12 protein-coding genes are annotated in these 14030 nt (G+C 70.7%); 3 read left to right on the top strand and 9 right to left on the bottom strand.

Going from position 1 to position 14030, the window contains the following annotated elements:
- Nucleotides 1-85 precede the first annotated feature (85 nt).
- Both galK and galT read right to left on the bottom strand, forming a co-directional pair.
- Complete coding sequence (gene galK / locus J0P97_RS01365) at nt 86-1252, bottom strand: galactokinase (RefSeq protein WP_215485969.1); 1167 nt, start codon at nt 1250-1252, stop codon at nt 86-88.
- Nucleotides 1249-2424 carry a galactose-1-phosphate uridylyltransferase gene (galT, locus tag J0P97_RS01360; RefSeq protein WP_215485968.1) on the bottom strand — a complete coding sequence of 392 codons (1176 nt, stop codon included), beginning with the start codon at nt 2422-2424 and terminating at the stop codon, nt 1249-1251. The genes galK and galT overlap by 4 nt, the downstream gene beginning before the upstream one ends.
- Before the next feature lie 70 nt (nt 2425-2494).
- On the opposite strand from galT, the gene J0P97_RS01355 reads away from it, so the two are divergent.
- Complete coding sequence (locus J0P97_RS01355) at nt 2495-3511, top strand: LacI family DNA-binding transcriptional regulator (RefSeq protein ID WP_372449661.1); 1017 nt, start codon at nt 2495-2497, stop codon at nt 3509-3511.
- Nucleotides 3512-3684: 173 nt separating this feature from the next.
- Here the strand turns inward: J0P97_RS01355 and galE are convergent, their stop codons facing one another.
- The 6 genes from galE to J0P97_RS01325 form a co-directional block, all read right to left on the bottom strand.
- Complete coding sequence (gene galE / locus J0P97_RS01350) at nt 3685-4668, bottom strand: UDP-glucose 4-epimerase GalE (protein ID WP_215485967.1); 984 nt, start codon at nt 4666-4668, stop codon at nt 3685-3687.
- A 28-nt stretch (nt 4669-4696) separates the two neighbouring features.
- Complete coding sequence (locus J0P97_RS01345) at nt 4697-6451, bottom strand: glycoside hydrolase family 35 protein (protein WP_215485966.1); 1755 nt, start codon at nt 6449-6451, stop codon at nt 4697-4699.
- A 60-nt stretch (nt 6452-6511) separates the two neighbouring features.
- Nucleotides 6512-8044, bottom strand: a complete 1533-nt coding sequence (gene arfA / locus J0P97_RS01340) for an arabinosylfuranosidase ArfA (protein WP_215485965.1) — start codon at nt 8042-8044, stop codon at nt 6512-6514.
- Nucleotides 8045-8158: 114 nt separating this feature from the next.
- Complete coding sequence (locus J0P97_RS01335; RefSeq protein ID WP_215485964.1) at nt 8159-9508, bottom strand: ABC transporter substrate-binding protein; 1350 nt, start codon at nt 9506-9508, stop codon at nt 8159-8161.
- Between the two features lie 87 nt (nt 9509-9595).
- Complete coding sequence (locus J0P97_RS01330; protein WP_215485963.1) at nt 9596-10474, bottom strand: carbohydrate ABC transporter permease; 879 nt, start codon at nt 10472-10474, stop codon at nt 9596-9598.
- On the bottom strand, nt 10474-11397 hold the full coding sequence (locus tag J0P97_RS01325) for a carbohydrate ABC transporter permease (RefSeq protein WP_215485962.1): 924 nt from the start codon (nt 11395-11397) through the stop codon (nt 10474-10476). The genes J0P97_RS01330 and J0P97_RS01325 overlap by 1 nt, the downstream gene beginning before the upstream one ends.
- Nucleotides 11398-11501: 104 nt before the next feature.
- Between J0P97_RS01325 and J0P97_RS01320 the strand changes: the two genes are divergently transcribed.
- Nucleotides 11502-12569 (top strand): LacI family DNA-binding transcriptional regulator, encoded by a 1068-nt coding sequence (locus J0P97_RS01320; RefSeq protein WP_246539379.1) that lies wholly within the window; start codon nt 11502-11504, stop codon nt 12567-12569.
- 59 nt (nt 12570-12628) lie between these two features.
- Here J0P97_RS01320 and J0P97_RS01315 read toward each other — a convergent pair whose 3' ends face one another.
- The gene (locus tag J0P97_RS01315; RefSeq protein ID WP_215485961.1) at nt 12629-12775 is read right to left on the bottom strand and encodes a hypothetical protein; all 147 of its coding nucleotides are present in this window, start codon (nt 12773-12775) and stop codon (nt 12629-12631) included.
- Between the two features lie 132 nt (nt 12776-12907).
- On the opposite strand from J0P97_RS01315, the gene J0P97_RS01310 reads away from it, so the two are divergent.
- Nucleotides 12908-14005 carry a glycerate kinase gene (locus tag J0P97_RS01310; RefSeq protein WP_215485960.1) on the top strand — a complete coding sequence of 366 codons (1098 nt, stop codon included), beginning with the start codon at nt 12908-12910 and terminating at the stop codon, nt 14003-14005.
- Nucleotides 14006-14030: the final 25 nt, after the last annotated feature.

Here is a 14030-nt window from a genome sequence, read left to right as displayed (position 1 = left end):
GGGCGGGCGGATGCCGCCGTCGGTTCCGACGCTACGGCTGCCCCCGGGCCGATGCCAAGGGGGTTGCGCGCCGGCGGAGCGCACGTCAGGAGTCGCGACGCGCGCCCTCCGATGGCCGCACGGTGAACACGTGCGGCGCCGTGTAGCCGGCGTGCGCGAACGCGGCCTCGACCGCGTCCCTCACCGCGTCGACCCGAGCGTGATCGACGAGCGCGATCGCGGCGCCGCCGAAGCCGCCGCCGGTCATCCGCGCCCCGATCGCGCCCGCGGTCCGAGCCGTGTCCACGGCGAGGTCGAGTTCGGGGACCGAGACCTCGAAGTCGTCGCGCAACGACGCGTGCGAGGCATCCAGCAGCGCGCCGATGGCCCGCGGCCCGTCGGTCCGCAGCGTCGCCACCGTGTCGAGGACCCGCTGGTTCTCGGTGATGACGTGCCGCGCGCGGCGGAAGGTGACATCGTCCATCACTGTGCGCGCGCGAGGAAGATCATCGGCGGAAAGGTCGCGCAGCGCCGCGACTCCCATGAGGGCGGCGCCGCGCTCGCAGGCGGCGCGGCGCTCGCCGTACCCGCCCGTCGAATGCGCATGCGTGACCCGGGTGTCCATCACGACCACCGCGAGTCCCGCCGCCTCGAAGCCCAGGTCGACGACCTCGGCATCCAGGCTCCGGCAGTCGAGGAACGTGCCGGCGTCGACGCGACCCAGCATCGAGGCCATCTGGTCCATGATCCCCGTCGGGGCTCCGACCGCGTCGTTCTCGGCGCGGCGGCCGGCGCGCGCGAGGGCGACGCGGTCGAGGCCCAGCCTCCACACCTCGTTCAGCGCGGCCGCCGTCGCGCCTTCGATCGCCGCGGAGGACGACAGGCCCGCCCCGACGGGCACATCGGAGGAGAAGGCCAGGTCGACGCCCATGACGGATGCCGGGTCGGTGCCGGTCGCCTCCAGGAGCGCCCATGCGACCCCGAGCGGGTAGCGGGCCCACTCGACGACCTCTTCGCGTCGCACGGGGAAGAGGCCGTTGAGATCGGTCGCGGCCACCTCGACCGGGTCGCGGTCGAACGTTGACGAGACCGAGATGCGGCCGTCATCGCGTGCCCGCAGGGCCACCGTCGTGCGATGGGGGGTGGCGAAGGGGAAGACGAATCCGTCGTTGTAGTCGGTGTGCTCGCCGATGAGGTTGACGCGGCCGGGTGCCGACCAGGTGCCGGAGGCTCCCGCCGGTCCCGCTGCTGCGATCTTCGAGGCGGCGTTCACAGCTGCACTCCTTCGACGGCGTCGCGGAGCCGCTCGGCGGCGGTCTCCGGGGGGACGTCGCCGATCCACGCCCCCATCGCCGCTTCCGAGCCGGCGAGGTACTTCAGCTTGTCGGCGGCGCGGCGCGGACTCGTCAGCTGCAGGCTGAGCCGCACGGCGGCGCGCCCCACATTCACCGGCGCCTGGTGCCACGCGGCGATGTACGGCGTGGGCGTGCTGTACAGCGCGTCCACTCCGCGCAGAAGTCGCAGGTAGAACGGGGCGAGCTCGTCGCGCTCGGCATTCGTCAGGGCGGCGATGTCCGGAACGTGCCGATGGGGCAGGACATGCACCTCGACCGGCCACCGAGCCGCGAACGGGACGAACGCGGTGAAGTGCTCGCCGCGCAGCACGACGCGGGGTCCCGCCTGCTCGAACGCGAGGATGCGCTCGAACAGGTCCGGGCTCGTGCGATCGATCGCGTCCAGCAGCCGTTGGGTGCGCGGAGTGACGTACGGGTAGGCGTAGATCTGCCCGTGCGGGTGATGGAGCGTGACGCCGATCTCCTCGCCTCGGTTCTCGAACGGGAACACCTGCTGGATGCCGGGGAGCTCCGAGAGGGCGGCGGTGCGGTCGGCCCATGCCTCGATCACGGTGCGGGCGCGTGAGGGGCTCTGGGTGCCGAACGAGCCGGCGTGCGCGGGGGAGAAGCAGACCACCTCGCATCGCCCGACGCTCGTGCGGGTGCGGCCGAGGCCCGGATGCGCGAGATCCTCGAGGTCGCGGGGAGGGTCGGCCGCGGCGGGCGCGCCACCGATCGCCTCCGCGAGCGCGGGGCCGAAGGACGGCGAGCGGTTCTCGAACACGGCGACGTCGTAGCGGGACGGGATCTCCGACGGATTCAGCGGGGTCTGCGGGGCGAGGGGGTCGAGCTCGGCAGGGGGGAGGAAGGCGCGATTCTGGCGCGCCGCAGCGATGGAAATCCAGTCGCCGGTGAGGACATCCTGCCGCATCGACGCAGTGGCGGGCCGCGGGTCCAGGCCCCGGGCGTCCACCGCGCGGGATGAACCCAGGGTGGTGTCGGCGTCGTCGAAGTAGATCAGCTCGCGCCCATCGGCGAGCAGCGTGGTGCGTTTGACGACTCCCGCGCCGAGGTGGTGCGCGGGCAGGTCCTCGATGCGAAGCTCCGTCATGTTCACGATCACACGGTAACTCACATGCCGTGTTATCGTCAACACATCTTGATGTGGAGGAGTTTTGATCATGACGACAGGGCGACCCGACGCGTCGAGCGGGCGGCGACGCGTGTCGATGGCGGATGTCGCCGCCGTCGCGGGGGTCTCGTCGCAGACCGTTTCGCGCGTCGTGAACGACTCTCCGCGAGTCGACCCCGCCACCCGCGCGCGGGTCGAGGCCGCGATGGACGACCTCGGCTACCGCATCCATCACGCCGCGCGTGCCCTGCGCACCGGCCGCACCGACACCATCGGGCTGATCGTGTCGAACCTCACAGCGGTGGGCAACTCGCGGATGCTCCAGGCGATCGCCGATGCGGCATCCGACCGCGGGTTCGCCCTCGCGGTCGTCGTGGCCTCGGGTCGCGACTCGGTCGCCGCCGGGTTCGCACGCCTGCACGACCAGGGTGTGGATGGGGCCGTCATCCTCAACGAGGCGACCGCCCTCGCGCGGGGCCTCGACGTCCCGCCCGGACTCGCCGTCGTCGTCGTCGATTCACCACCGGACGATCGGCTCGCGCTCGCGCGGCGCTATCTCACCGTGCAGACCGATCACGCCCGCGGCGCCGCGGCGGCGACCGCCCACCTCCTCTCCGCCGGCCACGCGACCGTCCATCATCTGGCCGGCCCGGCCGGATCGTTCGCTGCGCGCGAGCGCGAACGCGGCTGGCGCGACGCTCTCACCGGGGCCGGCCGTCCGGTACCCGCCGTGGTGCGCGGCCAGTGGACCGCCGCCTCGGGTCATGAGGTCGTGCGCGCCCTGCCCGACGACGCCACCGCCCTCTTCGCCGCCAATGACCAGATGGCGCTCGGCGCACTCCGAGCGCTCGCCGAGGCCGGTCGGCGGGTGCCGGAGGATGTGGCCGTCGTCGGATTCGACGACGTGGCGGATGCCGCGGATTACCGCCCTCCGCTGACGACCGTCCGTCAGGACTTCGACGCCCTCGGCGAGGTTGCCGTCGCCGCCGTGATCGACCTCATCGAGGGCGGACCCGGCATCCCCGTCCTCCTGACGCCGACCCTGATCGTCCGCGACAGCGCCTGAGGGCGCGTCGCGCACCGCCCGAGTGTCCAGGACGCGCGGGTTCGGGCCGCCCACCCTCCGCGTGTCCTGGACACTCGGCGGTTCTTTTCGACACTCCGCGGGGGCGGAGGGCTGCGGAGGGCGGGCGGAGAGCTGCCGAGGATGGGCGCCCCCGCGCCGCGGGACGGGTCGCGTCAGGCCTGGGCCGCGCGGCGGGCTTCCCATCCCGTGCGAACCATCTCGTCGACGGTGTACCGGTTGCGCCAGTCGAGGTCGCGCGCGGCGAGCTCGCCGGTCGCGACGATGCGGTCGGGGTCGCCCGCGCGACGTGGCCCGATCGCCGGCGTGAACGGGATGCCGGTGACGCGGGCCATGGCATCCATGATCTCGCGGACACTGAGCCCGTTCTGCGAGCCGAGGTTGTACGCGGCCTCGATCGCCTGCCCCGACTCCAGGCGCTGCGCAGCCACGACATGGGCGGCGGCGATGTCGCCGACGTGGACGTAGTCGCGGACGTTCGTGCCGTCGGGGGTGTCGTAGTCGTCACCGTTGATCTGCGGTGTCTCACCGGCGAGGAGCTTCTCGAACACGATGGGGAACAGGTTGTGCGGGCTCGTGTCGTACACCGACGAATCGGCCGACCCCACGACGTTGAAGTAGCGCAGCGACGTGTGCCGGAGCGGTGCGTCGGAGGATGCCGTGGCGACGCCCTGGTCGCGCAGTAGCCATTCACCGATGAGCTTCGATTCGCCGTAGGGGGAGGCGGGGCGCTTGGGCAGGTCCTCCGTCACGAGCGGTACGTCGGGTGTGCCGTAGACGGCGGCGGAGGAGGAGAAGACGATGTTGTGGACACCGGCATCCGCCATCGCGCCAAGCACGACGCGCGTTCCCTCGACGTTCTGCTCGTAGGTGTGCAGAGGGCGCTGCACCGACACTCCGGCGTACTTGAAGCCCGCGACGTGGATGACGCCGGTCGCCTCGTGCGCGCGGAGCGTGTCGGCCAGCAGGCCGCGGTGCAGGATCGTCGCCTCGACGAGGGGCACGTCCGCGGGGACGAACGACGCGTGGCCGCTCGACAGGTCGTCCACGACGACCGGGGCGATGCCCGCCGCCTGCAGCGCGCGCACCACGTGCGCGCCGATGTATCCCGCTCCGCCGGTCACCAGCCATGTCGTCATGTCGTCCATCCTGCCCGATCCGTCCGGCTCACTCTTCACGGGGCCCGAGCTCGGGCGCGGCGACGAACCGCGCTGTGAGGTCGACGGCCTGCTCCAGCTCGAGCACGACGATCTCGTTCACACCCGCGCGCGTCACGGGCGCCGGGACGTACAGCGTGCGCTGCGGGCCGGAGGACCAGTACCGTCCGAGGAAGAAGCCGTTCACGAAGGCGTAGCCCTTCGCCCAGCCTGACGTGTCGAGGAACAGGTCGGATGCCTCATCCAACGTGACCTCGCCGCGCAGCGCCGTGCGCCCGGCTGATGACCCGGGCGCCGCGGAGACGGCGCGGGCGGCGGCGGAGGGGAGGTCGATGGCCGCCGCGCGCCATCCGCGCAGCGCGCGCCCGCCGAGGGTGACCGGCGCGATGACGCCCTTGGGCTCGCCGAGGCGGTGGTCGTAGTTGACCCGGCCCTGATCCTCGACGAGAAGTGTCAGGTGCCGGCCGCGGGGGAGCGCGAGCGCCCGCTCGTGGAGGGCACGCGACAGTCGGCCGACGGGGCGACCGTCGACCGCGACCCACACCAGGTCGCGCGCCTCGGCGACGCGCAGGACGGCAGCATCCGCGTCGCAGAACGCGACCTCGGGGAGGGCGATGTCGTAGCGCACGAGCGGTCCGAGGTGCCCGAGATCCTCGAAGGTCGGCGGTTCGGCGACGTCGGAGTGTCCGGGCGCGGCACCGCCGGTGGCCCAATCGCCGGTGGCCGTCAGCGGCACGTCGATGCGCGGCGCGGCAGGCCCGGCCGGCACGGTCTCCTCCGGCACGTCGGCGTACTTCGCGATGACCGCGCGGAACGCCTCGAACTTCTCCGTGGCGAATCCGGCCTCGTCCAGCGGGGCGTCGTAATCGTAGGACGTCACGATCGGCGCAAAGCGACCCTTGTCGTTGGCGCCGTTGGTCGCACCGAAATTCGTCCCCCCGTGGAGCATGTAGATGTTCACGGATGCCCCGGCGGCGAGCAGGGCGTCGAGCTCGGTCGCGGATGCGGCGGCATCCGTCGTGTGGTGGATGCCGCCCCACCAGTCGAACCAGCCGTCCCAGAACTCCGAGCACATGAGGGGCCCGGTGGGCTGGTGTTCGCGCAGCGTGCGGAGGCGCTCGGCGGCGCGCGAGCCGAACGAGCCCGTCCGATGGAGCTCGGGGAGGCTGCCGCCCGCGAGCATCGCGGGCTCGGGCTGATCGACGGTCGTGAGCGGTACCGTGATGCCGGCGTCGCGCGTCACCCGGACGAGCTCGCGCAGGTAGGTGGCATCCGAGCCGTAGGCGCCGTACTCGTTCTCGATCTGGACCAGGACGACGTTACCGCCCCGGTCGATCTGACGCGGTGCGACGATCTCGTACACGTGGCGCAGGTAGGAGGTGACCGCATCGAGGTACTGCGGTTCGCTGCGCCGCAGGCCGATTCCGGGCGTGCTCGTCAGCCAGACCGGCAGACCGCCGTTGTGCCACTCGGCGCAGATGTACGGCCCGGGCCGCACGATCGCGTGCATCCCCTCGGCGGCGACGAGGTCCAGGAAGCGGCCGAGGTCGTTCCAGCCCGTGGCATCCCACTGCCCGCGCACCGGTTCGTGCGCGTTCCATGCGACGTAGGTCTCGACCGTGTTGAGCCCCATCAGACGCGCCTTGCGGATGCGGTCGGCCCACTGGTCGGGGTGGATGCGGAAGTAGTGGAGGGCGCCGGAGATGATGCGGTGCGGCGTGCCGTCCAGGAGGAAGTCGGCGTCGCCGATGGTGAACGTGCTCACGTCGGAGGCTGCTTTCGTGTCGATGTCGTGAGGGGCTCGGGTTCGGCGGGAGTCATCGCGTCACCCCGTCTTCCTCGAGCGGGTGAGGACGACGCGCGCCCAGGAGATCGGCGGGAGGAGGAGGACGAGGTCGTCGCCGTCCCGGCGAACGGTCAGCGGGATCGGGTGCACCGCCTCGTTCCCGGCGGCGTTCACCGCCGTCCACCCGCCGTCGCCCGACGCCGCCAGGACGCGGGCCTCGACGTCGGACCCGCCCCAGTCGTCCGACGGGAGCGGGACGCGTACCTCGCAGGGTGCCGCCAGGCCCCGGTGCACGAGGAAGAGGGCCAGGGTGTCGCCGTCGGTCGTCGCGGCGGCGTCGATGACGGGGACCTCGCCGTAGCGGGTCGTCGGTGTCGACGGGGCGCTCACGCGGAGGGGGACGAGGCGTCCACGGGCGGCGCCGGCCGTGTCGCGGAACGGGAAAAACGTGCTCTGCCGCCAGGCTGCGCCGCCCGGCTCGGTGCGGATCGGGGCGATGACGTTCACGAGCTGGGCGAGGTTGGCCATCGACACACGGTCGGCGTGGCGGAGGAGGGAGATGAGGAGCGAGCCCACGACGACGGCATCCGTCGCGGTGTACTCGTCCTCGATCAGTCGGGGCGCGACGGGCCAGTCGCCCGTGAACACGCGGGGCTTGTCGACCTCGTTCCAGCGCGTCTGGTTCCAAACGTTCCACTCGTCGACGCTGATCCCGATGGCGCGCTCGATCCCGAGTTCCGCGCGCACCTCGTCGATGATGGTCGCCGTCTCGTCGAGGTAGCGGTCGAGGTGCGCCGCCGAGGCGAGGAAGCTCGCGACGTCGTCGCCGGACTGCTCGTAGTACGCGTGGACGGAGATGTGATCGACGAGCGTCGCGGTGTGCCGGAGCACCGTACGCTCCCACGCCCCGTAAGTGGGCATCTCGTGGTTGGAGCTGCCCGCGGCGACGAGCTCGATGTCGGGATCGATGAAGCGCATGAGACGCGCGGTCTCCGCCGCGATGCGCCCGTACTCGTCTGCGGTCTTGTGGCCGATCTGCCAGGGGCCGTCCATCTCGTTCCCGAGGCACCACAGCCGGATGCCGAAGGGCTCCTCCCGACCGTGCGCGCGGCGGCGATCGCTGAGCGTGGTGCCGCCGGGGTGGTTGGCGTACTCGAGGAGGTCCGCCGCTTCGGTGGGACCGCGCGTGCCGAGGTTCACGGCTTCCATCACCTCGAGGCCGGCGCGCTGCGCCCAGTCGGCGAACTCGTGCAGGCCGACGGCATTGGTCTCGGTGGAATGCCACGCGGCATCCAGACGGACGGGGCGCTCCGCGCGCGGCCCGACCCCGTCCTCCCAGCGATACCCGGAGACGAAATTGCCGCCGGGGTAGCGCACGACGGTCGCCCCGAGCTCGCGGACGAGATCGAGCACGTCGGTGCGGAAGCCCTGCTCGTCGGCTGCGGGGTGCCCCGGCTCGTGGATGCCATCGGTCACGCAGCGCCCCATGTGCTCGACGAACGTTCCGAACAGGCGCGGCGAGACGTCGGCACCAGGAGCCTCGAGATCGAGATCGATGCGGGCGGAGGGCATGGGACTGCTCCGTTCGGGAGGCAGTCGACGGGCGGACGGCGAGCGCCCGCCCGTCGACATCGTGGGGGAGTGGACCGCGGGGACGGGCTCGGGCAGTCCGTCCCCGCGGGTCTGTCACTTGTTGACGGAGAAGCCCTGGGCGTTCCCGTAGTCGACAAGCTGCTTCTGCCAGGACGCGAGCCCCTCGTTGAGGTCGCCCTTCGTCTTGTAGGCCTGGCCGACCGTGTCACCGAAGATGCTGTTCGCGTACACCTGGAACGGGAGGTAGCTCCAGCCGTTGACGACGTTCTTCGCGCCGTCGGTGAGCACCTCGTTGATCTTCTGACCGCCGAAGTAATCGGATGCCTGGCCCAGGAAGGCCGCGTCGCTCAGCTGCGCCGTCGTGGAGGGGAACCCGCCCGACTCGGCGAAGATCTTCAGCGACTCGGGGTCGTTGTTCAGCCACTTGAGGAACGCCGCAGCAAGAGCGGGGTTCTTGCTCTGCTTGGTGACCGCCTGGCCGCCGCCGCCGTTCTCGGCGTTGGCGGGGGTGTCGTCATAGGTGGGGATCGGCGCGACGCGCCACTTGCCGGCGCCGTCCTTGACCGAGGACTCGAGGACGCCCGGCATCCACGCGCCGATGACGAGCGAGGCGATCGATCCGTCGCCGAGGCCCTTGAACCACTCGTCGCTCCAGCTGGGGGTGGTCGAGAGCAGCCCCTTCTGCAGGAGGCGGTTCCAGTTGTCGGCGAACTTCTTCGACCCGGCATCCTGCAGGTCCAGGGTGACGTCGGTGCCGTTCTTCGTGATGAAGGGCGTGCCGCCCGCCTGCCAGATCATGCTCGTGGTGAACCCGGAGTCGCCGGTGTCGGCGGTGAGGTACTTCGTCGGGTCGGCGGTGTGGAGCTTCTCGGCGGCGGCGACGTATTCGTCCCAGGTGGTAGGGACGTCGATGCCGTACTGGTCGAAGACCTCCTTGTTGTAGAACAAGGCCATGGGGCCCGAATCCTGCGGGAGGCCGTAGAGCTTGCCGTCGAAGTCGACCGAGCCCCAGGGGCCCGTGCTGTAGTCCTTCTCCAGGTCGGCGAAGCCGTACGGTGCGAGGTCGAGGAGCGATTCCGACAGGGCGAACTGCGGGAACGCGTAGTACTCGATCTGCACGACGTCGGGTGCCCCCGAGCCGGCCTTGATGGCGTTCTGGAGCTTCGCGTACTCGTCCTTGTTGGTCCCCGCGTTGACGTAGTCGACCTTCACGTTCGGATACTTCGCCTCGAAGGCCTTGACCTGCGCCTCCGCGGAGGGCGTCCATGACCAGTAGGTGATCTCGCCGCCCTTCTGGAGCGCGGCGTCGAGGTCGGCAGCGCTGCCGCCGCCGGTTCCGCCGCCGGAGCTGCTCGACGCGCAGCCGGCGAGTGAGCCGCTCGCGACGAGGACCGCTGCGAGCGCGATCGCGATGCGACGCGACCCCTTGCCCATGATCTTCATGAGATGTCCTTCACTTCGTTGTTGGAGAACCGGCGCAGGACGCTCCGGTGAGGGGGTTTCGGTGCACGGGCAAACAGCGCCCCTCGTTCACTGCTTGACGCTTCCGGCGCTCAGCCCCGACTGCCAGAACCGCTGCAGCAGGAGGAAGGCGACGACGATGGGGATGATCGACAGGAGCGACCCCGTGATCACCAGGTTGTAGATGGGTTGCGCGCCGACACCGATGGCCTGTGCGTTCCACTGGTTGAGCCCGACCGTGAGCGGGTACCAGGACGGATCGCTCAGCATGATCAGCGGCAGGAAGTAGTTGTTCCAGGTGGCGACGACGGCGAACAGCACGACCGTCACGATCCCGGGTGCCAGCAGCCGCGCGGAGATGGTGAAGAACGTGCGGAACTCGCCCGCACCGTCCATGCGCGCCGCCTCGAGGAGTTCGGTCGGCACGGCGTCGGTCGCGTACACCCAGATGAGGTACAGCCCGAAGGGGCTGATGAGGGAGGGGATGATGATCGCCCAGGGGGTGTTCGTCAGCCCGAGCTGGCTGAACATGAGGAAGGTGGGGACGGCCAGGGCCGTGCCGGGGACGGCGATCGCACCCAGGATGACGGCGAAGACCGCCTTCCGGCCGCGGAAGTTGTACTTCGCCAGGCCGTAGCCCGCCATCGTCGCGAGGATCGTCGCGCCCCCGGCGCCGACGACGACGTACAGCAGCGTGTTGCCGAGCCACCGCACGAAGATGCCGTCGCGATAGGTGAGCGTCTGACGGATGTTCTCCCACAGCTGGACGTCGTCGGAGAACCACAGGCCGAACGAGCTGAACAGATCCGCCTGCGACTTCGTCGCGTTGATCACGAGCCAGAAGAGGGGGAGGAGGGTGTAGATCAGGAACGCGCTCATCACGAGCGTCAGGACGAGGGAGCGGCGGGTGTGCGCAGGGGAGGTCCGGGCCAGGGCGGGAGCAGCCATCAGCGCACCTCCTGCCGCGAGCCGCGCAACTGCACGACGTAGGCGATCGCCGCCGTGATGATGCCCATGATGATGGCGATCGTGGCCGCGTAGTTGTACTGCTGGCCGGCGAAGGAGAGGTTGTAGGCGTACATGTTCGGCGTGAAGTTCGTCGTGATGATGTTCGGGGCGAGCGGCTTGAGGATGTTGGGCTCGTTGAACAGCTGGAAGCTGCCGATGATCGAGAAGATCGTCGCGATGACGATGGCGCCGCGGATGGCGGGGATCTTGATCGCCGAGATCGTGCGCCAGGCGCCCGCGCCGTCGATGGATGCCGCTTCATAGAGCTCGCCGGGGATCGTCTTGAGCGCGGAGTAGAAGATGAGCATGTTGTAGCCCACGAACTCCCACGTGACGATGTTGCCGATCGACAGCAGCATCCACTGCGGGTCGAACGGGCGGAGGACGTCGCTGCCCAGCAGGTCGTTGATGTTCGAGGTGAGCCCGAACTGGTCGCCGTAGATGTAGCCCCACATGAGGACGGCGACGACGGCGGGAACGGCGTAGGGGAGGAAGATCACGATCCGGGTGAACCCGGCGGCGTGCAGGCGCGCGCTGTCGATCGCGAGCGCGGCGGCGAGGGCCAGGATGAGCATGATCGGGACCTGCACGACGAGGAAGGCCAGGACGCGGAGGAACCCGTCCCAGAACTTTTCGTCGCCGAGCGCGGTGACGTAGTTGTCGATCCCGACGAAGGCGTTGCCGCCGACGAGCTGATCGCGGAACAGGCTCAGCCAGAGCGAGTACGCGAGCGGTGCGAGAAAGACGAGGGTGAACACGATCGCGAAGGGGGCGACGAAGAGCCACCCGCGTTGTTCGACGCTGATGCGCGTGCGCTGTTTGCGGGGTGGCGCGAACGCCGGTGCAGGTGCCGTGGTCGTCATTGTCCTTCTGCCTTGCATGGTGGATCCGACGAGGAGGTCGGATGTTGACGTAAACATAACCGGCCGGGGGGTATCATGTCAACGTCAATATGGAAGGGCGCTCGATGGTCGACTCACCCGATGATGCCCCGGCGACGGGGACGCGCGGGCGTCGGCGCGAGACGTCGATGGCGGACGTCGCACGGGTCGCGGGAGTCTCGGGTCAGACCGTCTCGCGGGTGGCCAATGACCGCGACAACGTCGATCCGGAGACGCGCGCCCGGGTGCTTTCGGCGATGCGCTCGCTCGGGTACCGCCCGAACAGCGCCGCGCGCGCGCTGCGGTCGGGGCGGTTCCGCTCCATCGGCGTCATCCTCTTCTCGCTGTCGTCGTACGGCAACTCGCGCACGCTCGACGCGATCGCCTCCACCGCAGCCGCCGCGGGATACTCGCTCACGCTGATCCCCGTCGAGACGGCGTCGCAACAGGACGTCGCGGGTGCCTTCGACCGTCTCGGCGAGCATGCCGTGGACGGCGTGATCATCCTCATCGAACGCCACCGGCTCGGCGAGGCGGACATCGCACTGCCCACCGGTCTGCCCGTGGTGGTGGTGGATTCCAGCGCATCGCACCCCTACCCCGTCGTCGATACGGATCAGGCCCAGGGCGCACGGATCGCGGTGGAGCACTTGCTCGAGCTCGGACATGAAACGGTCTGGCACGTGTCCGGCCCGCAGGACTCCTTCGCTGCGGAGCGCCGCCGCCGCGCCTGGGAGGACGTCCTGCGTGAACGCGGCCTCCGCATCCCCGACGTCGCCGTCGGCGATTGGACACCGCGCTCGGGGTATCGCATCGGTAGGGCGCTCGCGCGCGACCCAGAGGTGACCGGCGTGTTCGTGGCGAACGACCAGATGGCCCTCGGGGTCATCCGCGCCCTCCACGAGGCCGGGCGCCGCATCCCGGAGGAAGTGAGTGTGGTCGGCTTCGACGACATGCCCGAGAGCGCCGACTTCTGGCCGGCGCTGACCACCGTTCGCCAGCATTTCGACCTCGTCGGTGAGAGGTCACTGCAGGCGCTGGTCGCCGAGATCGAGGGCGACGAGGCGCGGCCGCGCCTGCTGGTGCCCACCGAGCTGGTCGTCAGGGACAGCACCGGGACGGCGCCCCGCGGCGCGTCCCGATCCGGAGTCTGACCGCGTGGCGCGCACGGCGCGGGCTCCGATGTGCCCGGCTTCTCCGGTGATCAACGAGCTCATCGAGCTCCATCGTTCGACGACGTCTGCGTACTCTCCCAGTACGACGCCGCGACGAGTGCATCGAAGGAGCTCAGCATGAGGTTCGGGATGTCGGCCATCGGCGTCGAGAAGGTCGCGACCACGAGCCGTTTGGAGTTCGGCACCGTGTACCAGTAGTCGGCGGTCAGGGTCGGGGCACGCAGCCCCGGCTGTTCGGGCAGGGTGCCGATGGGGAGAACTGCCCATGGCGAGAGCGGACACTAGGCTGACGCCGAGCGGGCCGGAGGGAGTGCGCGATGCGTGTGGTGATCGCCCTGGACAGCTTCAAGGGTTCGATCGGCGCCGCCGCGGCGTGCGCCGCCCTCGCGCAGGGCTGGCTCGCGGAGCGCCCCGCGGACGAGGTCCTCCTGCGGCCCATGGCCGACGGCGGGGAAGGGACGCTCGACGCCGTCGCCGCGGCCCTTCCGGAGGCGCGGCGCATGCCGGTCACGGTCACCGGGCCCGCCGGCCGACCCGTCGAGGCATCCTGGCTGCTTCTGCCGGACGGCACCGGCGTCGTCGAACTCGCCTCGACGAGTGGGATCGAGCTCCTCGCGGGCGAGCTGCGGCCCTGGGATGCCTCGACGCGAGGCTTCGGCGAGGCCATCGCCGCGGCACTCGATGGCGGTGCCCGGCGCCTCGTCCTCGGGATCGGATCGAGCGCGTCGACGGATGGCGGCGTCGGCGTGCTGTCGGCGCTCGGGCTGCGATTCTTCGGCGCGGACGGGGCGCCCATCCCCGACGGGGGGCGCGGCCTTCCCGAGATCGTCCGGACGGACGCCGGATCGCTGCGGCTGCCGCCCAGCGGCGGGGTCACGGTCCTGACCGACGTGAGAAACCCCCTCCTCGGCCCGACCGGGGCGGCGGCGGTATACGGCCCGCAGAAGGGGGTGCGGGACGTGGCGCGCGCCGAGGCCGGGCTCGCGCGCGTCGCGGAAGAGGCGCCGCAGATCGATCCGTCGACGCCCGGGGCGGGCGCCGCCGGCGGGACGGGGTTCGCCCTCCTCGCGTGGGGAGCGCGACTCGTGCCCGGCGCCGACGAGGTCGCCGCCCTCGTCGGGCTCGACGCGTCGATCGCCGAGGCGAGCCTCGTGATCACCGGTGAGGGTTCCTTCGATCCGCAGTCCAGCGCCGGAAAGGTGCCCGGCTTCGTGCGTGAGGCGGCGGAGCGCGCGGGCATCCCGGCGGCGATCGTCGCGGGCCGGATCACCGGGGACGCGGATGTCTCTGGCTTCGCCGCAGCGCTGTCGCTGAGCGAGCTCGCCGGCTCACCCGCGGCGAGCCTCGCCGACCCGACGAGGTGGCTCCGCGCGGCCGGTGCGCGCCTCGCGGCGTACCGTACGCAGGACGAATGAGGCCTCGCCCGCGCTGATCCCGCGG

Origin of the sequence: Microbacterium flavum (assembly GCF_018717645.1) — a bacterium.
Taxonomy (GTDB): Bacteria; Actinomycetota; Actinomycetes; order Actinomycetales; family Microbacteriaceae; genus Microbacterium; species Microbacterium flavum.
The sequence above is the reverse complement of the archived record's forward strand: the minus strand, read 5'-3'. Positions and strand labels throughout refer to the sequence as shown.

Coding starts and splice junctions, on each gene's coding strand:
- galT (WP_215485968.1), bottom strand. CDS start 2,424: ATGACGGAGCTTCGCATCGAGGACCTGCCCGCGCACCACCTCGGCGCG.
- J0P97_RS01355 (WP_372449661.1), top strand. CDS start 2,495: ATGACGACAGGGCGACCCGACGCGTCGAGCGGGCGGCGACGCGTGTCG.
- galE (WP_215485967.1), bottom strand. CDS start 4,668: ATGACGACATGGCTGGTGACCGGCGGAGCGGGATACATCGGCGCGCAC.
- arfA (WP_215485965.1), bottom strand. CDS start 8,044: ATGCCCTCCGCCCGCATCGATCTCGATCTCGAGGCTCCTGGTGCCGAC.
- J0P97_RS01335 (WP_215485964.1), bottom strand. CDS start 9,508: ATGAAGATCATGGGCAAGGGGTCGCGTCGCATCGCGATCGCGCTCGCA.
- J0P97_RS01330 (WP_215485963.1), bottom strand. CDS start 10,474: ATGGCTGCTCCCGCCCTGGCCCGGACCTCCCCTGCGCACACCCGCCGC.
- J0P97_RS01325 (WP_215485962.1), bottom strand. CDS start 11,397: ATGACGACCACGGCACCTGCACCGGCGTTCGCGCCACCCCGCAAACAG.
- J0P97_RS01320 (WP_246539379.1), top strand. CDS start 11,502: ATGGTCGACTCACCCGATGATGCCCCGGCGACGGGGACGCGCGGGCGT.
- J0P97_RS01310 (WP_215485960.1), top strand. CDS start 12,908: ATGCGTGTGGTGATCGCCCTGGACAGCTTCAAGGGTTCGATCGGCGCC.